Genomic DNA, 19,836 nt, shown 5'->3' on the forward strand with positions numbered 1-19,836 from the left:
AATGCCTGCCTCCGACATGCCGTGGACCGCCACCACTGCACCGATGAATCGCCCACTGCGCCGGGTTCTCTCGGCCGTGATCGCGGCCTTGCTCATCGTCACGGGCCTGACCGCCTGCGTATCGACACCGGGCGGCGGCAGCGACCCGGCATCGGTGCGAATCGGCACCCTGCGGGGGCAGCCGCATCTCTACGCGCCCTACTTCATGCAGCGTTTCGCCCCCGCGGGCACGACCTACGAGATCGTGCTGTTCGAGAATTCACCCGATATCAAGAACGCGATCGCCTCGGGTGCCATCGATTTCGGAGTGCTCGGCGCACCGTCGATCCTGGCGGGCAGTGCCGCGGGTCAGGATGTGAAGATCGTCGCCTCGGCCGCTGACGGCGGGTCGGCGTTCGTCGGCAAGCCGGAGATCACCACGGTGAACGGGCTGCGCGGCAAGAAGATCGGATTCCCGCAGGGCTCGTCGCAGGAGATCCTGCTGCGGCTCACCTTGACCGCGCACGGCCTCGACCCGGCCACCGACGTGCAGTTGGTCAACCTTTCCTACTCGGACATGGCCAACGCCTACAAGTCCGGCCAGATCGACGCGTTCCTGAGCGCCGAGACCGCACCGTCGATCGTCATGGGGGTCGGCGCGCATCCGATCGTCTCGCCGTACGACACCGCGATCGGCGCGGTGAACATCGTCTTCGGTACCAGGGGCGCGCTGATCGACCAGGATCGCGACCGGGTGCAGCAGACCGTGCGCAGCTTCGTCCAGGCGATCGAGTACATGAAGGGCGATCACACCGCCTGGGTCGACGGGCTCGTCGACACCTTCGGCCTCGACCGCACGATCGTCGACACCGCGACGAAGAACGTCTGGTTGCGGTGGGAACTCGATGACGAGTATCGCGGCCGGGTGGTCGCCCTCGCCGAGCAGATGCGGGCCTTCGACCAGCTGTCCAAGGCACCCGATATGGCGAAGGTGTTCGACACCGGGTTCCTGACCCCCGCGGGTATCGGGCGATGACAGCGCTCGACGCACCACCGGTCGTCCGCACCACCGAGGCGCCGCCCGCGCGTCGACGGCGACTTCCCGACCGGGTGCTGACGGTGCTGTGGGCCCTGCCGGTCCCGCTGCTGCTCGGGCTGCTGTGGGATCGTGGTGTCGACGGCGCGTGGACGCTGCCGTTCGGTATCCAGATGCAATTCCTGCCGAAACCGTACGAGGTGGCGCGGCGCCTGGCCGACCTCGCGTTCGGCGGCGTCATCGGCGACACCTACAGCGGCACCCTGTGGTTGCACCTGTACGCGAGCACGCTGCGGGTGGTGCAGGGGTTCTTGTTCGCGGCCGCCGTCGCGATCCCGCTCGGCATCGTGATGGGTCGCTCCCGGCTGGTCTACCGGATGCTCGAACCGACCGTCAACCTGGTCCGCCCGATCCCGGTGACCGCGTGGGCGCCGCTGTCACTGCTGATCATCGGCTTCGGTGACCGCTCCACGATCTTCCTGGTGTTCCTCGCCGCGGTGTTCTCGATCCTGCTGAACACGATCGCCGGGGTGCGGGCGGTACCGGACCGGCTGCTCGAGGCCGCCGCGATGCTGGGCACCCGACCCGCGCACACGCTGTACAAGGTGGTGCTGCCCGCCGCCGTGCCGAGCATCGTCTCCGGTCTGCGGATCGCGCTCGGCCTGTCGTGGGTGATCCTCGTCGTCGGCGAGACGGTCGGTATCCGAATCGGCTTGGGGGCGTTGATCACCCAGGCCAGAGAACAGTCACGCACCGACCTGATCATCGCGGTGATGATCGTGATCGGATTGGCCGGATTCGTCGCCGACCGGTTGCTGATGCTGCTGGTGAGGCTGTTGGCGGGCCGTAGGCCGCTCCTACCGTGATCGAGCAGACAGGACCCTCATGAAGATCTACTCCACCCGCCGCCGCCCGCAGCGCCCCGCGCGCATCGTCGTCGACGGGCTCGGTAAGCGATATGCCGGTGCGGCCGGATTCGCCGTCGACGGCGTCGAACTCGACATCGCGGCAGGTGAATTCGTCTGCGTGGTCGGCGCCAGCGGCTGCGGAAAGTCCACGCTGCTGCGGATTCTCGCCGGTTTGGAGGCAGGCTCCAAGGGCACGGTCACTGTCGCCGACGAACCGGTGAGCGGGGCGGGTCCCGAGCGCGGTGTGGTGTTCCAGGACTACGGGCTGTTCCCCTGGCTCACGGTCGCCGAGAACATCGCCTACGGACCGAAACAGGCCAGAATGACCCGGCCCGACATCCGTGAGATCACCGACCGATGGCTCGATACCGTCGGCCTGTCCCGGGTGCGCGAGTCGTTCCCGCACCAGCTCTCCGGTGGCATGCAGCAGCGCGTGGCGATCGCCAGAGTGCTGGCGAACAGTCCCGCGGTGCTGCTGATGGACGAGCCGTTCGGCGCACTCGACGCCCTCACCCGCACGGACATGCAGGCCGAGCTGAAACGCATCCACCACGAGACCGCGGTGACCGTCGTGTTCGTCACCCACAGCATCGACGAGGCGGTCTACCTGGCCGACCGTGTCGTGGTGATGGCCGGTGGTGCGGCCCACGGCAACGCGGGCCATGTGCGCGAGATCGTCGAGATCCACCTGCCCGGCGAACGCGACTCCACCACACCGGAATTCAATGCCTTCAAACGGCGCATCGACGCCCTCGTCCACCGCGGCAACCACAGCGCGGCCTGAGCCGACGCAGTGGATGCCCCACGAGCGAAGTCGGTCCGTCGAGCGCCGGATCAGCGTGCGTGGACAGCGGGGGCGAGGATTTCGGTGACGCGTGTGGTGCGGGCGATGATTCGGCCTGCCTTGATGACGTAGCAGCGGTCGGGGCGGTCGAGCAGGGCGTCGGCGAGGCGATGTGTGCCGAGGACGACCAGATCGGCTCGGGCGCCGACGCGCAGACCGTGGTGCTCGGCGATGCCGAGCACCCTGGCCGCGTCGGTGGTGGCCATGTCGAGGACGCGGCGCAGGTCGGTGTCGCCGGACAGATGCCCGGTCTGGGCGAGGAACAGACCGATGTCGAGGAGATCGGCGTTGCCGTAGGGGGTGAACGCATTGCGAATGTTGTTGGAGGAGTAAGCGGTTGTCACACCGGCGGCCCACAGTTCACGGACCGGTGCGACGCCACGGCGCACCGCGGCCTGATCGCCTCGCCCGCCGAGGTGCATGTCGGTGGCGGGCAGCGGAACCACGGCGACGCCTGCCTGGGCGAGGTGGGCCATGGTCGCCTGTCGTTCGCGCGGGGGACGGGCAGCCAAAGAGGTGACGTGGCCGAGGGCGACCCGGCCGCGCAGACCGGAGCGCTGGGTGGCCTCGGCGATGTAGTCGGCCATCGCGAAGCGGGGGTCGGTGGCGTCGTCGGCGAAGTCGGCGTGGATGTCGACGGGGACGCCGAATTCGGCGGCCAGTTCGAAGACCAGGTCCACGTGGCGGCGGCAGTCGGCGACGTCGGCTTCGTTGTAGGAGCATCCGCCGATGACATCGGCGCCCAGACGCAGCGCTGCGCGGAGCAGTTCCAGCGTGCCGGGTGCGCGCAGGATTCCCTCCTGTGGAAAGGCGACGATCTGGAGGTCGATCAGGTCGCGATACTCCTCGCGCAGCTCCAACAGCACCTCGACGCCGAGTAGCCCGACAATCGGATCGACATCCGGGTGGGCGCGAAGTGCGGTGGTGCCGTGGGTGATCGCCTGATCGAGAATCCGGCGCGCGCGGTCGCGAACCCCGTCGGCGGTGAACCCCCGTTTGAGTTCGCCGGTCACCTCGATCGCGCTCGCGAGGGTGCCGTCGGGCGCGCTGCGCCGGCGATCGAGCAGAGCCTTGTCCAGGTGCACATGGGATTCGACCAGCCCGGGAATGACGACCCTTGTCGCGCAATCGATCTCGGTCGCCGCGCTACCGGGCAAGGCGGGTCCGATCGCGGTGATCAAGCCTTCGGTGACGGCGATATCGACCGGGTCGGCGTCATCGGCGATACACGCGCGACGCAGCAGCAGATCGACCATGAAAACCTCCAGTCGCAGAACGGGACAACGTTTGTATACGACGCTGAGGTTTCGGGTGATGGCGGCGATTGCTGCGCCTGTGTTACGCCATCGGCGCGCAGGCGCGGTACTCAGGGCGTAGGTACCGGCGGGGGAACGGGCTCGGGCGCAGTCTCGGCGCCGGCACGTGGTCGCAGGCGATAAGCCGAGGTGGCGTGGGCAATGTGCTCGGCGACCACCGCGCTCGCCCGGTCGGGATCCTGTGCCTCCAGCGCCGCGCAGATCTCCTCGTGCTCGCGCCAGGAATCCTCGGCGCGCCGCGGGAGTTCGACCGCGTACACCCAGGCGATCTTCCAGCTCAGCTGGGTGATGAGCTGGCTGAGTAGCGCGCTGCCCGACGCCTCGGCGAGCACCTCGTGGAAGCGGCTGTTGAGCCGGGCGAGTTCGCCGAGTCTGCCGTCGCGCACCGCTTCCTGGCCGAGCGAGGTGAGTTCCTTGAGTCGTCCCAGCTGTTCGGGCGAACGGCGCACGGCGGCCCTACCGGCGCACATCGGTTCCAGCAGTGCCCTGATCTCGAGCAGATCGGCCGCCTCAGCCTCGGTGAGCTCGGCGACGAAGGTCCCCGCGTAGGGGCGCGACCAGGCGAATCCCTCGGCCTCGAGCGTCCGCAATGCTTCCCGGACCGGCACGCGGGAGACACCGTATCGCTCGGCCAGAGTGTCCTCGGTGAGGCGCTGCCCGGGGCGGAAATCGCCACGGATGATGTCGTCGCGGATCGCGCGGCACACCTGCTGCGGTGTCATGCGTCGGACGGTGCTGCTCACGTCGCCCCCAACGGTCGAATGGCGGAGCCGCGCGCCGGTCGGCTACGAACCGGCGCCCGGTCTTCGAAGGATTGCTCCGAATCTACGGCATTCGGGCGGGTGTTCTGCCGGTGACATCGCTCGGCGCGACCCCTCGACCGCTGTCGTATACGATCGCACGACGCTCTGTCGGAAGGATTTCATGGACCCCGTGCATCTAGCGCTGCTGCTGGCCGCAGGACTCGGCGCAGGCTTCTGCAACGCCATCGCGGGCGGCGGCAGCCTGCTGTCGTTCCCCGCGCTACTCGCACTCGGCCTGCCCCCGGTGACCGCCACGGTCACCAACTCGGTCGCGGTCTGGCCGGGTTACCTGGGCGGTGCGGCGGCCCTGCGCAAGCGTGCCGAGGACTACCGCGCACTGCTGCCGCGGCTCGTCGTGATCAGCGTCGCCGGTGCCGGTCTCGGTGTGCTCGCACTGCTCGCCGCACCCCCCGAGGTGTTCGCCGCGCTGGTGCCGTTCCTGGTCCTCGGGGCGACCGCGGTGTTCGCCGCACAACCCTGGCTCTCGCGCACTCTCGGTGCCCGCCGGCCCGATTCGCGCATCACCCTCTATCTCGGGGTCTTCGTCGGCAGCGTCTACGGCGCCTACTTCAACGGCGGCATGGGCATCGTGCTGCTGACCGCTCTCGCACTCGGCCTCGATGCCTCCGCGCAACTGCTCAACGGCCTGAAGAGCGTCCTCACGCTGAGTGTTTCGACCACCGCGATGGTGGCGGTGGCGCTGTTCGGGCCGGTGGACTGGCTCGTCGTCGCGATCCTCGCGCCGGCCTGTCTGTTCGGCGGTGTCCTCGGCGCGAAGTTCGCCGATCGTCTGCGCCCGGCCGTGTTCCGGACCGTGGTGATCGTCTTCGGGGTCGGCGCCGGGTCCGCCATGTTGGTCACCGGCTGACAGTGCGCCGGGGCATACGACGACCGCTCATCGCACGACTCCCTACCCGCGACCGAAAGGACTTCTGATGACCGACCTGCTCCTGCGCGGTGGCCGACCGTGGACACCCGGTACCACACCGCAACTCGCTGACCTCCACCTCGCCGACGGCCGGATCGCCGCGATCGGCACCGGCCTCACCGCTCCCGGCGCCGAGTCATCGAGCTGAACGGGGCGCTGGTACTGCCCGGCCTCGTGGACACCCACTGTCATCTGGACAAAACCCTGTACAGCGCGCCATGGGTGGCCAACTCGGGTGGTCGGACGCTGGCCGGGCGCATCGCCAACGGGGAACGCCGCCGTGCCGAACTCGGCATTCCGAATGCCGAATACGCCGCGAATCTGTTGGGTGCCATGGTCGGATACGGCACCTCCTTCGTGCGCAGCCACGTCGACATCGATCCCGGCATCGGGTTGCGGGGCGTCGAGCAGGTGCGGGCCGCCGCCGAACGGCACGCGGGGCGGGTCGAGGTGGAACTGGTCGCCTTCCCGCAGGGTGGGCTGATCACGCGTCCCGGCACCGCCGCGTTGATGGCCGCGGCGCTGGCCGATGGTGTCGAAGTCGTCGGCGGCCTCGATCCGGCGGGCTACGACAACGACCCGGTCGGGCAACTCGATGTGATCTTCGATCTCGCCGACAAATTCGGCGCCAAGGTCGATATCCACCTGCACGACGGCGGTGCCATGGGTGTGTGGGAGTTCGACCTGATCATCGAACGCACCAGGGCGACCGGCCTTTCCGGCCGGGTCACCATCAGTCACGCCTATGCGATGGGCGGGCGATCCGACGACGAACAGCGCCGCATCGCCGACGCGCTCGCCGAGGCGGGTGTCGCCATGGTGACCTGCGCGGTCGGTGAGGCGGCGGTCGTTCCCGTCCGCGTGATGCACGAGGCGGGCGCCACCCTGGCTCTGGGCAACGACGGCATTCGCGACCTGTGGACGCCGTACGGCGACGGCGACATGCTGCGCCGCGTGAACACCGTCGCCTATCGTGACCGCCTTGTCGCCGATGCCGAGATCGAACTCGCGCTGGCCGCGGGAACCTATGGCGGCGCGAGGGTTCTCGGCCTCGACGACTACGGGCTCGCGGTCGGCGCACCCGCCGATCTGTTCGTGGTGGAGGCCGAAACGCCCGCCGCCGCGGTGGTCCAGCTGCCCACCCGGCAGCTGGTGGTGAAGCGCGGCCAGATCGTGTCCCGGGCGGATACCCGCACTGCGAACTGATCGTATACGAAACAGGGACGTAATCGCGCTGACCGCTGGTGGCAATGGTATGCCACTAGAAATAGTGCATGAGCGCCACGGTTTCCACCGCCCCCGCAGTATCGGGCCGGGACTCGTATACGACTGCTGAACGCGACGAGCCCGCCCCCGCCTTGTCCTTCGACAATGTGACGTTGACCTTCGACAACGGCACCACCGCCGTCGCCGATATCGACATCGCTGTTCGCAGTGGCGAATTCGTCTCGCTGGTCGGGCCCTCCGGCTGCGGCAAATCGACCCTGCTCCGCCTGGCCGCCGGATTCGAGAAGCCCACCACGGGCACGGTCGGTGTCGGCACCCGCCGCCTCGGCTACGTCTTCCAGGAGTCCACCCTGCTGCCATGGCGATCAGTGCGGCAGAACGTGGAACTGCCCGGCGAGCTGGAAGGCGTCGACAAGACCACCCGCCGGGCCGCCGCCGCGGACGCCATCGAACGCGTCGGACTGGCCGGGTTCGAGAAGCACAAACCCGCCCAGCTGTCCGGCGGCATGCGGATGCGCGCCTCCATCGCGCGCGCCCTCACGTCGCAGCCGGAGCTGTTCCTGTTCGACGAGCCGTTCGGCGCGCTGGACGAGATCACCCGGCAGCGCCTGAACGAGGAAGTCGGCACCCTGTTCCGCCGCGACGGTTTCGCGGGAGTGTTCGTCACCCACTCGGTGGGAGAGGCGGTGTTCCTGTCCACTCGGGTCGTCGTGCTCACGGGCCGGCCGGGCCGGGTGACTGCCGACATCCCGGTCCCGTTCGACTTCCCGCGCACCCCGGAGCTGCGCTACACCCCCGAATTCGCCCATCTGTGCGCCGAGGTATCGGCCGCGCTGCGTGGACAGGTGGCCGCCGCATGACCACCGTCGCCATCGCCGGGGGAGCCGTCGCGGAATCGGCGGCGAAACCGAAGTACCGCTGGCCTTTCCGGGTCGCCCCGGTGCGTGTCATCGCGCCGATCCTGGTGTTCGTCGCAGTCCTCGGGCTCTGGTCGCTGGTCAGCCACCAACTGCTGGCCGAGGAGTCGCGGTTCCTGCTGCCCGCGCCGGAACAGGTGATCGGCAAGGGGCTGCTCGATCCGCTGGCGCGATCGACGATCCTGACCGCGCTGTGGTCGACGGTGCAGGTCGCGCTCGTGGGACTGGTGATCGCGATCGCGCTCGGCGTCGGCTTCGCGGTGGTCATGAGCCAGGCACGCTGGGCCGAATACTCGCTGTATCCGTACGCGGTGGTGCTGCAGACGATCCCGATCCTCGCGGTGGTGCCGCTGTTCGGTTTCTGGTTCGGCTACGAGTTCTCCAGCCGGGTGATCGTGTGCGTGATGGTGGCGCTGTTCCCGGTGATCACCAATACGCTGTTCGGGCTCAAATCGGTGGCTCCCGCCGAGCACGACCTGTTCACCCTGCACGGCGCCTCGCGGTGGCAGCGGTTGCTGAAACTGCAACTGCCCACAGCGCTTCCGGCGATGATCTCCGGGTTCAAGATCTCCGGCGGCATGGCCATCATCGGCTCCATCGTGGCCGACTTCTTCTTCCGTCAGGGCGAGCCCGGCATCGGCCGGATGATCGATGTCTACCGTCAGCAACTCGCCACCGAGGAACTGCTCACCGCGCTGCTGATGTCCTCGCTGGTCGGCCTGATCCTGTTCTGGTTCTTCGACTTCCTGGCCGGGCGCGTCGACCGGGCGCACGGACTGCGTCGCGGCAAGTAGCCCACTTCTCCTGTCCCACCCTCACATTCGCTCGACCCCGAAGGATTCCCGGTGCGCAAACCTCTCCTCGCCACGGCCGTGCTGGCCGGCGCCACAGTGCTGACCGCCTGCAACAGTGCGACCTCGGTGCCCGGCCCCACCGGGCAGGGTGTCCTCGCCGGTGTCTGCCCGTCGACCGTGGTCGTTCAGACGGACTGGTTCGCCACGCCGGAGCGGGCGGCGGCGTATCAGCTGGTCGGGCCGAACGGCACGGTCGATGTGAAGAAAGGCGCGTACTCCGGTCCGCTCGGTGACACCGGGGTGAATGTCGAAGTGCGCCTCGGTGGTCCGTTCCTCGGTGGTCAGCCGGTGCCCGCGCAGATGTATCAGGACCAGAGCATCACCCTCGGTTTCGTCCCGACCGACGACGCGGTGCGGGCGCAGGCGAAATTCCCGGTGACCGGGGTGTTCGCCTCACTCGACGTCAATCCGCAGATCGTCCTGTTCGATCCGGCGACCTACCCGCAGATCACGTCGTGGAAGGACGTTCCCGCGTCCGGCGCACCCGTCGTCTACAGCGAGGGCAAGCTGTTCATGGACTACCTGATCGCCCACGGCGACGTGAAACCCGACCAGGCCGACGCCTCCTTCGACGGCACCCCGAGCCGCTTCGTCGCCGAACACGGCCGAGTGATGCAGCAGGGCTACGTCTCCAACGAGCCCTACCGCTGGGAACACGACGTGAAGGGGTGGCTCAAGCCGGTGAAGTCGTTGCTGGTCCACGAGTCCGGCTATGAGATCTATCCGCATGCCTGGTCGGTACGCGCCGGTGACAGGGAAAAACTCGGCCCCTGCCTGAGCAAGCTGGTGCCGATGCTGCAGCAGGCCCAGATCGACTACATCAGCGATCCGGAACCGGTCAACGCGGCGCTGCTGCGCATCGCCCAGACGGTTCCCGACGGTCCGCCGATGACCGCGGGCGGTAACACCGACTCGGTGAAAGTCCAGCTCGCCCAGAAGATCGTCGGCAACGGCCCCGACAGCAGTCTCGGTGATTTCGACACCGCCCGCGTCGACCGGGTGATCAGCGCCGTCACCCCGATCCTGCGCAAGCGCGGAGTCGAGGTTCTCGACGGCCTCGCCGCCGACGCGATCGTCACCAACGAGTTCATCGACCCGTCGATCGGGCTGAAGAGCACGCCGTAGTCGCCGGTCCCTCGGCGACGGCCCGCGAAGGTGTCGGACCCCGGTGGCACACTCGCGGGCATGACGGAAACCATTGTGCCGTTTCGGGTTCGGATCCCGATTCGGGTGTCCGATCTCGACCCGCAACTGCACGTCACCGGCTCGGCGTATCAGCAGTTCGCCGATCACGCGCGGTTCGCGTGCGTGACCGAGGCGGGAGTCTCGGTGCCCGACCTCCTCGCGGCGGGGATGGGGCCGGTCAATCTCGAGCTGAACGTTCGCTATCTGCGGGAGTTGCGCGCGAACGACACGGTCGAGGTCGACTGCCGGTGGGAGTGGGGGCAGGGCAAGACCTATCGGGTGGAGCACACCCTCACCAGGGCGGACGGTGAGATCGCCGCGACGGTGTCGTATGTGAGTGGACTGCTCGACCTGCGGGCGCGCAAGCTGGTCGCGGATCCGGCGGGGGTCTGGGCCGAGCACGCCCGCGATCCGGCGTTGCTGGGGCTGCCGCCGCGACCGGCGTGAGGATCGTGTCGTTGGTCGGCCCGAACGCGGGGATGCTCTAGACTTTCGAACAACTGTTCGTGTCTTCGAAGGGGTGGCCGGTGCGGGTGATGGGCGTCGATCCGGGGCTTACCCGGTGCGGGCTCAGCATGGTCGACAGCGGACCGGGCCGGAAGGTGGTGGCCCTCGATGTGGGGGTGGTGCGGACCCCGCCCGACGCCGAGCTGGCGTTGCGGTTGATGGCCGTCGCGGATGCCGCCGAAGAGTGGATGGATACGCATCGGCCCGAAGCTGTCGCGATCGAGCGGGTGTTCGCCCAGCACAATGTGCGGACCGCGATGGGCACAGCGCAGGCCGGTGGGGTGATCGCGCTGGCCGCGGCGCGGCGCGGGATCCGGGTGGCGTTCCATACGCCCAGCGAGGTGAAAGCGGCCGTCACCGGCAACGGTACGGCGGACAAAGCGCAGGTCACCGCGATGGTGACGCGGATTCTCGGTTTGCAGGTCGCGCCGAAACCGGCCGATGCCGCCGACGCGCTCGCACTGGCGATCTGTCATTGTTGGCGGGCGCCGCTGATGGACCGGATGGCGGCCGCGCAGGCACAGGCGGACGAGGTCCGCCGCCGCTACGAACAACGGCTCGCCGAACAACGGAAGGTGGTGCGCGGGTGATCGCGTCGGTACGCGGGGAGGTGCTCGAGATCGCGCTCGATCACGTGGTGATCGAAGCAGCGGGCGTCGGGTACCGCCTCAACGCCACCCCGGCCACACTCGCCGGGCTGACCCGCGGCGAGCAGACCCGCCTGTACACGGCGATGATCGTGCGCGAGGACTCGATGACCCTGTTCGGGTTCGCCGACACCGAAGCGCGCGAACTGTTCGCGTTGTTGCAGACCGTCTCCGGCGTCGGCCCCCGCCTGGCGATGGCGGTGCTCGCCGTGCTGGAACCCGAAGCGCTGCGAAAGGCGTTGGCCGAGAGCAACGTCGCCGCGCTGACCAGGGTCCCCGGCATCGGCAAACGCGGCGCCGAGCGGATGGTCGTCGAACTGCGCGACAAGGTGAACCAGGTGGCCGTCCCCACCGGTCCGCCCGGTGCGCAAACCCCGAGTACCCCTGTGCGCGAGCAGGTTTCCGAAGCGCTCGTCGGCCTCGGGTTCCCGGCGAAGCAGGCCGAACAGGCCGTCGACACCGTCCTCGCCGACCAGCCCACCGCCACCACCTCGGTGGCGTTGCGCGCGGCGCTCGGCCTGCTCGGCAAGAACAGGTAGACCGTGGACGAAGACTTCGACACCTTCGCCGAGACCGACGAATCCGACCTCACCGCCCGGTATCTCAGCACCGACGGCGAAGCCGAGACCGGCCTGCGTCCCACCTCGCTCGACGAGTTCATCGGCCAGCCCCGCGTGCGCGAACAGCTGGCACTGGTCCTGCGTGGCGCGCGTCAGCGCGGCGCCACTCCCGACCATGTCCTGCTGTCGGGACCGCCCGGCCTCGGCAAGACCAGCATGGCGATGATCATCGCCGGCGAACTCGGCACCGCCCTGCGCATCACCTCGGGACCCGCGCTGGAACGCGCGGGCGATCTCGCCGCCATGCTCTCCAACCTGGTCGAGGGCGATGTCCTGTTCATCGACGAGATCCACCGCATGGCCCGCCCGGCCGAGGAAATGCTGTACCTGGCGATGGAGGACTTCCGCGTCGACGTGGTCGTCGGCAAAGGTCCCGGCGCGACCTCGATCCCGCTCGACATCGCCCCGTTCACCCTGGTCGGCGCCACCACCCGCTCGGGCGCGCTCACGGGTCCGCTGCGTGATCGCTTCGGTTTCACCGGACACATGGACTTCTACGACCCCGCCGAACTGTTGCAGATCCTCACCCGCTCGGCCCGGATTCTCGGAGTGCAGATCGACCACGACGCCGCCGCCGAGGTCGCCGGGCGCTCGCGGGGCACGCCGCGTATCGCCAACCGGCTGCTGCGCCGGGTGCGCGACTACGCCGAGGTCAGGGCGGACGGCATCATCACCCACCCCATCGCGATGGCGGCGCTCGAGGTCTACGACGTCGACGCGCTCGGCCTCGACCGGCTCGACCGCGCCGTCCTCGGTGCGCTCGTGCGTGGATTCGGTGGGGGACCGGTGGGTATATCGACCCTGGCCGTCGCCGTCGGCGAGGAAGCGGCCACCGTGGAAGAGGTCTGCGAACCCTTCCTGGTCCGCGCCGGACTCGTCGCCCGCACACCCCGCGGCCGAGTGGCGACCGCGGGGGCCTGGGAACATCTCGGCCTGGTGCCGCCGCCCGACCTGGTCATCGGCGCCATCGAAGTGCGTGGTCGCGAACCGCAACCGAGCGCTGACCGCTTCGACTGAGCTAGCGCGCCTCCGGGCGGGCACGGCGCCGCAACGTCGTCTACTGTCGATTCGGTGGCAGTCCTAGAGGTGGTGCAACGACTCCCCGAGCCGTTGCGTTCCCTGCTCTTGAAGCATCGGGAACTTCTGAAATTCGCCGTGGTCGGTGCGATCACCTGGTTCATCGACACGGGCGTTGTGTACGCGGTGAAACTGACGGTGCTCGGCGACAAGCCGCTCACCGCGCGCCTGCTCGGGGCGCTGATCGCGACCATCGCCTCCTATATCCTCAACCGCGAGTGGTCGTTCAACGCACGCGGCGGGCGCCAGCGCAGTCACGAAGCGGCCCTGTTCTTCGCGGTCAGCGCCTTGGGCATCGTGGTCACCATGATCCCGCAGGCGCTGTCGCTCTACGCGCTGAATCTGCGTGTGCCGCACGTGGATCCGACGGTACAGATGGTCGCCAACTTCATCTCGGGACAGATCCTCGGCGTCCTGCTGGCCATGGCGTTCCGCTTCTGGGCCTTCCGCCGCTACGTCTTCCCCGACGACCTGCGAGAAGCCGAACTCCACAGCATCCAGGGATAACGCAACCGGCGGCAATCCCTACCGCTCGTGCCGGGCCGAGAACCCCGCGGCGCCAGCCGCCAAAATTACTGTTGGTTCTCGGCCGCCTCGATCTGGACTGAGTGGAGGGTGCGACGAAGGAGTGCCCGGAGGGAGGGAAGATCGAGGCCTTCGGGCCGAGAACCCCCGCGGCGCCGGCCGCCAAAACTACTGACGGCGCTCGGGGTGTTCCAGTGCGGTGATCACCAGGTCGATGAAGGCGTCGACTTCTTCGCGGGCGTAGCCGCGGGTGCCGAGGCGGGTGTCGGTGAAGCGGACGCCGCGCACATCGGCGGTGGTGAGGCTGCCGGGGCCGTTGTGGGCCAGGGTCGCCGCGACCAGGTCGAGGAAGGCGTCGACCTCTTCCTCGTGGTAGCCGCGCCTGCCGACGGCGGACTGGGTGAACCGCATGCGGTGCACATCGTCGGGAGTGAGCATCTCGGCGACATCGTCGCCCGCGCGCGCCGCCGGAACGGGGGCGCCGCCCTTCTGGCGATGTTCGAGCTCGGTCCGCACCCGGTCGAGGAAGTCGTCGACCTGATCGGCCTGATATCCGCGACCGCCGAAGCGCGGTGCGCCGAAGTGCACGTGGCGGATGTCGTCGGCGGTGAGCGCGCCCTGCCCGTCGAGGGTGGCCGACACCCGTTCCAGGAAGGCGTCGACCTCGTCTGCGTGGTAGCCGCGGTGCCCCAGGGTCGGCATGGCGAAGTGGGTGCGGCTCACATCGTCGGGCGTCACAGCGGTCATTGTCTCAGGATTGCCCTTCTATCCCACGGCTTTTCGTTATCGGGCAGCGGCGCGCACGCCATCGATGAACAGCCGCCGCACGGCGTGACTGTACACCGACATCGATGCCGGATCAGGGGTTCGCATCCCCGCCACCAGCCCGGCGACGATCATGCCGAGTGCCGCCTTGGCGGTATTGGCGGTATCGATATCGGCGCGCAGGTAGCCGACGCGCACACCGTGATCGAGGTAGCGCGCCATGAGGATCTCGGTGGCGTCGACGAGGCCGTACACCCGGTCGGTGAGCTCGTCGTCGATGCCGGTGGCGTGGAACAGCAACAGGTGCGCGGTGCGCGGATCGTCGAGAAGGACGCGGTTGAGTGAATCGCTGAGCCGGTCGATCAGTGCGGCGTATTCCTCGATGGTGGCGGCGCTTTCGGGCTCCATGTCGTTGTCGAGCGTGCCGAAGATGCGCCCGCTCACCTCGTCGATGACATGGTCGATGATGTCGCGCTTGTTCGCGAAGTAGCGGTAGAAGGTGCCGTGTCCGATGCCCAGACGCGTGGCGATATCGGCGATTCCGGTGGCGTGATAGCCCTTCTCGGCGAAGCAGTCGAACGCGGTATAGATGATCTCCCTGCGCAATTCGGCTTTGCGCTGGTCGATTCGCGAGGGTGGCTTCGTCACATTGACGATGTTACATTCGATGTAATCAGAATGACGTGTCATTCTGAGACTGGTGCATTCTCTCTCAGTGTGGAGGTTCGGCGTGGTACCTCAGTTCGACGCGGTCGTGGTCGGAGCGGGTTTCGGTGGCATCGGTGCCGGTATCGAGCTCGACCGGCTCGGGTTGCGCGATTTCGTCATCCTGGAACGGGAGGACGACCTGGGCGGCACCTGGCATGTGAACAGGTATCCGGGTCTGGCGGTCGACATCGCCTCGGTGACCTATTCCTATTCCTTCGAGCCGAATCCGCGCTGGACCCGCTTGTTCGCGCCCGGCGCCGAGCTGAAGAAATACGCCGAGCACGTGGCCGACAAATACGATCTGCGCAGGCGGATGCGGTTCGGCACCGTCGTCGACGGTGCGCGCTGGGACGCGGAGCACCGGCAGTGGGTGGTGACGATCGCCGGCGGTGAGACGCTGACCGCGCGCTATCTGCTCGCGGCGACAGGGTTCCTGTCCCAGCCCTACACGCCGCCGTTCCCCGGCATCGAGTCCTTCGCGGGCAAGATCATCCACACCACCGACTGGGACGCCGATTACGACCTGACCGGTCGCAAGGCCGCCATCATCGGCACCGGCGCCACCGCGGTGCAGCTGGTGCCCGAGGTCGCGAAGAAGGTCGACGAGCTGACCGTGTTCCAGCGGACCCCGATCTGGGTGGTGCCCAAGGTCGACGCGCCGATTCCGGGGGTGGTGCGGGAACTGTTCGACAAGGTCCCGCTCACGCAGAAGGCGGCTCGGCTCGTCAACACCGGCATGCTCGAGGCGCTGATGGTCGTCGGCGTGCTGCACTACAAGCAGGCCAAACCGTTGAACCGGGCGGCCGCCGCGCTGGCCAAGGCGCACCTGTTCGCGCAGGTGCGTGATCCCGGGACCCGGGAGAAGCTCACTCCGCACTATGACTTCGGCTGCAAGCGCCCGACGTTCTCCAACACCTACTTCAAGACGTTCAACCAACCGCACGTGCGGCTGGAAACGAACTCGATCGACCATGTGGAACCCGACGGCATCGTCACCGCCGACGGCCACAAAACCGAGATCGACACCTTGCTGCTGGCCACCGGCTTCAACCTCTGGGACGTGAACTTCCCGGCCATCGAGATCATCGGCCGCGACGGTGTGAACCTCGGAAAGTTCTGGCGCGACAACCGTTTTCAGGCATACGAGGGCATCGCCGTGCCCAAGTTCCCCAACTTCCTGAGTCTCAACAGTCCCTACTCCTACAGCGGGCTGTCGTACTTCACCACCATCGAAGCCCAGATGAAGCACATGGGCAGGTTGTTCGCCGAGCTGTTCCGTCGTGGCGAGCAGACCTTCGAGGTCACCGAAGAAGCCAACGCGGAATTTCTCGACCGGATGACCGACAAGCTGGGTTCCTCGGTCTTCTACGGCGGTGACTGCTCATCCGCGCGCAGCTACTACTTCAACCAGCACGGGGAAGCGGCACTGCTGCGCCCGACCAGCACCGCCGCCGCGCACCGCGAGGCCGTCACCTTCCCCCTCGACGATTACACCTACGGCAGCATCGCCTGAACACCCTCGGCCCCGGTTCGCGCACCCGCGGACCGGGGCTGTTTCACGCGCGCGTCGGTGTCCGGTGTGTCGCCGCGGCGGGGAACTGGCAGACTGTCAGGCGTACTTGCACGTCCACCACTGACTAGGGACTGACTTCGACGATGGACTTCCTGTTTCCGCTGCTGATCCTGGCCCTGCTCGTGCCGATGTTCTTCGGTATCCGCAAACAGAAGCGGGAGGCCGAGAAGGTCTCGACGATGCAGGAGGCCTTGAAGGTCGGTGACGCTGTCGTCACCACCTCGGGTCTGTACGGCACCGTCGTCGACCTCGACGAGAACACCGTCGACCTGGAGATCGCCGAAGACGTGGTCACCACGTGGCTGCGCCAGGCGATCCGCGAGGTGCGCGCCGACGAGCAGACGGTCGAGGAGACCCCCGAGGTCACCGACGCCCCCGTCGAGGAAGTCGTGGAACAGACCGAGACCCGGCTGACCAAGGACTGACCAGTCCCTTTTCCCGCCCGGGCGCACTGGCGTTGCGGGCCGGGCACCGTTGTGCCCACCGATCCAGCCTCGACTTCCCGCCTAGGAGATGACCTGCTGTGCCACCTTCCCAAGGATCGGCGCATCCGTTCCGGCTGCTCGGCGTCTACGCCGCGCTGCTGGCCGTGATCTACGCGCTGGTGTTCTTCACCGGTGACCATTCCCCGTCGGCCAAGCTCGGCATCGACCTGCAGGGCGGTACCCGCGTCACGTTGACCGCGCGGACCCCCGACGGCAACAAGCCGAGCCAGGACAGCCTGAAGAAGGCGCAGGAGATCATCGAGAGCCGCGTCAACGGTCTCGGCGTCTCCGGCTCCGAGGTGGTCATCGACGGTGACAACCTGGTCATCACGGTGCCCGGTGAGGACAGCCAGCAGGCACGCGCGCTGGCCACCACCGCCAAGCTCTACATCCGCCCGGTGCTGTTCGCGACCGAGCCGCAGGCAGGCGGCGCGGCTCCGCCCGCGACCGGCACCGCGCCACCGGGTGGCACCGCGCCCCCGGCGGCCACGGAGACGCCGGCGCCCGTACCCGGCGAGCCGACCCCGCCCGCCGAGGGCGCGACGACCCCGGCGCCGCAGTCGCGGGTGTTCCCCGCGCAGGCACCGCCGACGCCGACGCCGACGCCGCCGCCCGGTGGGCTCACCACCCAGCAGCAGCAGGCCAAGGAGATCGCCGACGCCAAGGCACTGCGTCAGAGCACCGATCAGCAGGTTCAGCAGGTCGCCGTGGCGGCGATGGACTGCACCAAGCCCGACCCGCTGACCGGTAACGACGACCCGGCCCTTCCCCTGGTCACCTGCTCGCAGGACGGCACCGAGGTGTTCCTGCTCGGCCCGAGCCGCATCGACGGCCAGGAGATCGCCGACGCGACTTCCGGCCTGAACTCCCAGCAGGCCCGGCACGAGGTGAACCTCGAGTTCAAGTCCTCCGGTGCCGACGCCTGGTCGAAGCTGACCGGTGAGTACGTCAACAAGCGGGTCGCGTTCGTGCTCGACTCGAAGGTCGTGAGCGCGCCGCAGGTGCAGCAGGGCCCGCAGCTGGGTGGTCGTACCTCGATCTCGGGCAGCTTCACCGCCGACAGCGCGGCCGAGCTGGCCAACACGCTGAAGTACGGTTCGCTGCCGCTGTCGTTCCAGACCTCCGAAGCGGAGACGGTCTCGGCGACGCTGGGCCTGTCCTCGCTGAAGGCGGGTCTGCTGGCCGGCGCCGTCGGCCTGATCGCGGTGCTGCTGTACTGCCTGCTCGTGTACCGGATGCTCGGCCTGCTGGCCGGGTTCTCGCTGATCGCGGCCGGTGTCGCGGTCTACGGCATCATCGTGCTGCTCGGGCGGTGGATCGGGTTCACCCTCGACCTCGCGGGTATCGCCGGTCTGATCATCGGTATCGGTTTGACGGCCGACTCGTTCGTGGTGTTCTTCGAACGCATCAAGGACGAGATGCGCGAAGGTCGCAGCTTCCGCTCGGCGGTGCCGCGCGGTTGGCAGCGAGCCCAGCGCACCAACCTGTCCGGTAAGACGGTCAGCTTGATCGCCTCGGTCGTGCTGTACCTGCTCGCCGCCGGTCAGGTTAAGGGCTTCGCCTTCACCCTCGGTGTCACCACAGTGCTCGACGTGATCGTGCTGTACCTGGTCACCGCACCGCTGCTGATGCTCGCCTCGCGATCGCCGTTCTGGGCCAAGCCGTCGGTGAACGGACTCGGCTCGGTTCAGCAGATCGCCAGGGAACGCGGCCAGGCCAGGTCGAAGGAGATGTCACGATGAGCAACGACAAACCCACCGAGGAATCGGTGAACCTGGACTCCTACGAGCCCACGCAGGGCCCGAAGCACGGGTTCTTCGAACGTCTCTACACCGGCACCGGCGGCTTCCCCATCGTCAGCAGGCGCAAGTTCTTCTACGCGCTGTCGGCGGTGCTGCTGCTGATCTCGCTGCTCAGCATCGGGGTGCGCGGTTTCACCCTCGGTATCGACTTCGAGGGCGGCTCGCGTATCCAGATCCCCGCGGCCGAGGGCGTCACCACCCAGGAGGTGGAAGACGTCTACTCGCAGGCGCTCGGCCATGGACCGGTATCGGTGCAGAAGGTCGGCTCCGGGGACGCGGCCACCATCCAGGTGCGTTCGGAAACGCTCGACCTGGAACAGATCGACCAGCTCCAGACCGCGCTCTACGACGAATTCCAGCCCAAGGACTCGTCCGGGCAGGTGAGCCGCAACGCCATCAGCATCGCCGAGATCAGCGAAACCTGGGGCGGGCAGATCACCCAGAAGGCGTTGATCGCGCTGGCGGTGTTCGTGCTGTTGACGATGGTCTACATCGCCATCCGTTTCGAGCGGGACATGTCGGTCGCGGCGATCGTGTCGCTGTTCTTCAACCTGTTCGTGACGGCGGGTATCTACTCGCTGGTCGGGTTCGAGGTGACACCGGCCGCGGTGATCGGTCTGCTCACGATTCTGGGCTACGTGCTCTACGACAACGTGGTGGTCTTCGACAAGGTCGAGGAGAACACCCGTGGCGTGCTGCACCTGAACAAACGCACCTACGCCGAACAGGCCAACCTGGCCGCCAACCAGACGCTGATGCGCTCGATCAGCACCACCGTGATCGGCATCCTGCCGATCATCGGCATGCTGGTGATCGCGGTGTGGTTGCTCGGGGTCGGCACGCTCAAGGACCTCGCGCTGGTGCAGCTGGTCGGCATGATCGTCGGCGCCTACTCCTCGATCTTCCTCGCCGTGCCGGTGCTGGTCTCGATCAAGGAACGCTGGGGTCCGGTGGCCGCGCACACCAAGAAGGTCCTGGACAAGCGCGCCGGTGTCGGTGCGGGCGCTCGGGTTCCGGTGGGCGCGACGGCTGCCCGTGGCGCGCGACCGACCGGCAGCGGTGCGCCGCGGCCGGGGTCGCGTCCGAGTGGGAAGCGGCAGCAGAGAAGGCACTGACGACCGACTAGCAGG

22 protein-coding genes are annotated in these 19,836 nt (G+C 67.9%); 18 read left to right on the plus strand and 4 right to left on the minus strand.

Translation table 11 applies throughout. The features are described from left to right. Position 1: 1 nt before the first annotated feature. The 3 genes from ACWFRF_RS07325 to ACWFRF_RS07335 are packed head-to-tail and all read left to right on the plus strand — an operon-like array spanning position 2 to position 2,707. Complete coding sequence (locus tag ACWFRF_RS07325) at positions 2-1,015, plus strand: ABC transporter substrate-binding protein (RefSeq protein WP_452449212.1); 1,014 nt, start codon at positions 2-4, stop codon at positions 1,013-1,015. Next, positions 1,012-1,881 carry an ABC transporter permease gene (locus tag ACWFRF_RS07330; protein WP_387442763.1) on the plus strand — a complete coding sequence of 290 codons (870 nt, stop codon included), beginning with the start codon at positions 1,012-1,014 and terminating at the stop codon, positions 1,879-1,881. The genes ACWFRF_RS07325 and ACWFRF_RS07330 overlap by 4 nt, the downstream gene beginning before the upstream one ends. A gap of 19 nt (positions 1,882-1,900) precedes the next feature. Next, complete coding sequence (locus ACWFRF_RS07335; RefSeq protein WP_452449213.1) at positions 1,901-2,707, plus strand: ABC transporter ATP-binding protein; 807 nt, start codon at positions 1,901-1,903, stop codon at positions 2,705-2,707. A gap of 50 nt (positions 2,708-2,757) precedes the next feature. On the opposite strand, the gene ACWFRF_RS07340 is transcribed toward ACWFRF_RS07335, so the two are convergent. Continuing rightward, positions 2,758-4,023 carry an amidohydrolase family protein gene (locus ACWFRF_RS07340; RefSeq protein ID WP_452449214.1) on the minus strand — a complete coding sequence of 422 codons (1,266 nt, stop codon included), beginning with the start codon at positions 4,021-4,023 and terminating at the stop codon, positions 2,758-2,760. A 110-nt stretch (positions 4,024-4,133) separates the two neighbouring features. Beyond that, complete coding sequence (locus tag ACWFRF_RS07345) at positions 4,134-4,805, minus strand: GntR family transcriptional regulator (RefSeq protein ID WP_378988965.1); 672 nt, start codon at positions 4,803-4,805, stop codon at positions 4,134-4,136. Positions 4,806-5,007: 202 nt separating this feature from the next. On the opposite strand from ACWFRF_RS07345, the gene ACWFRF_RS07350 reads away from it, so the two are divergent. From ACWFRF_RS07350 to ACWFRF_RS07400, 11 genes are all read left to right on the plus strand, one after another. Then, positions 5,008-5,754, plus strand: a complete 747-nt coding sequence (locus tag ACWFRF_RS07350) for a sulfite exporter TauE/SafE family protein (RefSeq protein WP_378988966.1) — start codon at positions 5,008-5,010, stop codon at positions 5,752-5,754. A 67-nt stretch (positions 5,755-5,821) separates the two neighbouring features. Continuing rightward, positions 5,822-5,962 carry a hypothetical protein gene (locus ACWFRF_RS07355; RefSeq protein WP_452449215.1) on the plus strand — a complete coding sequence of 47 codons (141 nt, stop codon included), beginning with the start codon at positions 5,822-5,824 and terminating at the stop codon, positions 5,960-5,962. A 14-nt stretch (positions 5,963-5,976) separates the two neighbouring features. Then, positions 5,977-7,020, plus strand: coding sequence for an amidohydrolase (locus ACWFRF_RS07360; RefSeq protein WP_452449495.1), 1,044 nt, complete (start codon positions 5,977-5,979; stop codon positions 7,018-7,020). A 68-nt stretch (positions 7,021-7,088) separates the two neighbouring features. Beyond that, the gene (locus tag ACWFRF_RS07365) at positions 7,089-7,901 is read left to right on the plus strand and encodes an ABC transporter ATP-binding protein (protein ID WP_452449216.1); all 813 of its coding nucleotides are present in this window, start codon (positions 7,089-7,091) and stop codon (positions 7,899-7,901) included. After that, positions 7,898-8,752 carry an ABC transporter permease gene (locus ACWFRF_RS07370; protein WP_452449217.1) on the plus strand — a complete coding sequence of 285 codons (855 nt, stop codon included), beginning with the start codon at positions 7,898-7,900 and terminating at the stop codon, positions 8,750-8,752. The genes ACWFRF_RS07365 and ACWFRF_RS07370 overlap by 4 nt, the downstream gene beginning before the upstream one ends. Before the next feature lie 51 nt (positions 8,753-8,803). Then, complete coding sequence (locus ACWFRF_RS07375) at positions 8,804-9,937, plus strand: ABC transporter substrate-binding protein (RefSeq protein WP_452449218.1); 1,134 nt, start codon at positions 8,804-8,806, stop codon at positions 9,935-9,937. Between the two features lie 60 nt (positions 9,938-9,997). Beyond that, positions 9,998-10,444: an acyl-CoA thioesterase gene (locus tag ACWFRF_RS07380; protein WP_452449219.1), complete on the plus strand. Its 447-nt coding sequence runs from the start codon at positions 9,998-10,000 to the stop codon at positions 10,442-10,444. Between the two features lie 80 nt (positions 10,445-10,524). After that, complete coding sequence (gene ruvC / locus ACWFRF_RS07385) at positions 10,525-11,094, plus strand: crossover junction endodeoxyribonuclease RuvC (protein WP_101467026.1); 570 nt, start codon at positions 10,525-10,527, stop codon at positions 11,092-11,094. After that, complete coding sequence (gene ruvA, locus ACWFRF_RS07390) at positions 11,091-11,690, plus strand: Holliday junction branch migration protein RuvA (RefSeq protein WP_378988972.1); 600 nt, start codon at positions 11,091-11,093, stop codon at positions 11,688-11,690. The genes ruvC and ruvA overlap by 4 nt, the downstream gene beginning before the upstream one ends. A 3-nt stretch (positions 11,691-11,693) precedes the next feature. Then, positions 11,694-12,788 carry a Holliday junction branch migration DNA helicase RuvB gene (ruvB, locus tag ACWFRF_RS07395; RefSeq protein WP_452449220.1) on the plus strand — a complete coding sequence of 365 codons (1,095 nt, stop codon included), beginning with the start codon at positions 11,694-11,696 and terminating at the stop codon, positions 12,786-12,788. Positions 12,789-12,842: 54 nt separating this feature from the next. Continuing rightward, positions 12,843-13,355, plus strand: a complete 513-nt coding sequence (locus ACWFRF_RS07400) for a GtrA family protein (protein WP_378626902.1) — start codon at positions 12,843-12,845, stop codon at positions 13,353-13,355. A gap of 186 nt (positions 13,356-13,541) precedes the next feature. Here the strand turns inward: ACWFRF_RS07400 and ACWFRF_RS07405 are convergent, their stop codons facing one another. Beyond that, positions 13,542-14,120 (minus strand): DivIVA domain-containing protein, encoded by a 579-nt coding sequence (locus ACWFRF_RS07405; RefSeq protein ID WP_378626903.1) that lies wholly within the window; start codon positions 14,118-14,120, stop codon positions 13,542-13,544. A 36-nt stretch (positions 14,121-14,156) separates the two neighbouring features. Continuing rightward, complete coding sequence (locus ACWFRF_RS07410) at positions 14,157-14,786, minus strand: TetR/AcrR family transcriptional regulator (RefSeq protein ID WP_452449221.1); 630 nt, start codon at positions 14,784-14,786, stop codon at positions 14,157-14,159. 82 nt (positions 14,787-14,868) lie between these two features. Here ACWFRF_RS07410 and ACWFRF_RS07415 point away from each other — a divergent pair, with 82 nt between their 5' ends. From ACWFRF_RS07415 to secF, 4 genes are all read left to right on the plus strand, one after another. After that, a complete protein-coding gene (locus ACWFRF_RS07415; RefSeq protein ID WP_452449222.1) occupies positions 14,869-16,359 on the plus strand; it encodes a flavin-containing monooxygenase in 1,491 nt (496 codons plus the stop codon). 143 nt (positions 16,360-16,502) lie between these two features. Next, a complete protein-coding gene (gene yajC, locus ACWFRF_RS07420) occupies positions 16,503-16,844 on the plus strand; it encodes a preprotein translocase subunit YajC (protein ID WP_378988976.1) in 342 nt (113 codons plus the stop codon). A gap of 98 nt (positions 16,845-16,942) precedes the next feature. After that, the gene (secD, locus tag ACWFRF_RS07425) at positions 16,943-18,646 is read left to right on the plus strand and encodes a protein translocase subunit SecD (protein WP_452449223.1); all 1,704 of its coding nucleotides are present in this window, start codon (positions 16,943-16,945) and stop codon (positions 18,644-18,646) included. Then, positions 18,643-19,821: a protein translocase subunit SecF gene (gene secF, locus ACWFRF_RS07430; RefSeq protein ID WP_378988978.1), complete on the plus strand. Its 1,179-nt coding sequence runs from the start codon at positions 18,643-18,645 to the stop codon at positions 19,819-19,821. Before secD ends, secF begins: the two co-directional genes overlap by 4 nt. The last annotated feature ends 15 nt before the right edge of the window (positions 19,822-19,836 follow it).

The sequence above is a fragment of the Nocardia sp. NPDC055165 genome, assembly GCF_053606985.1.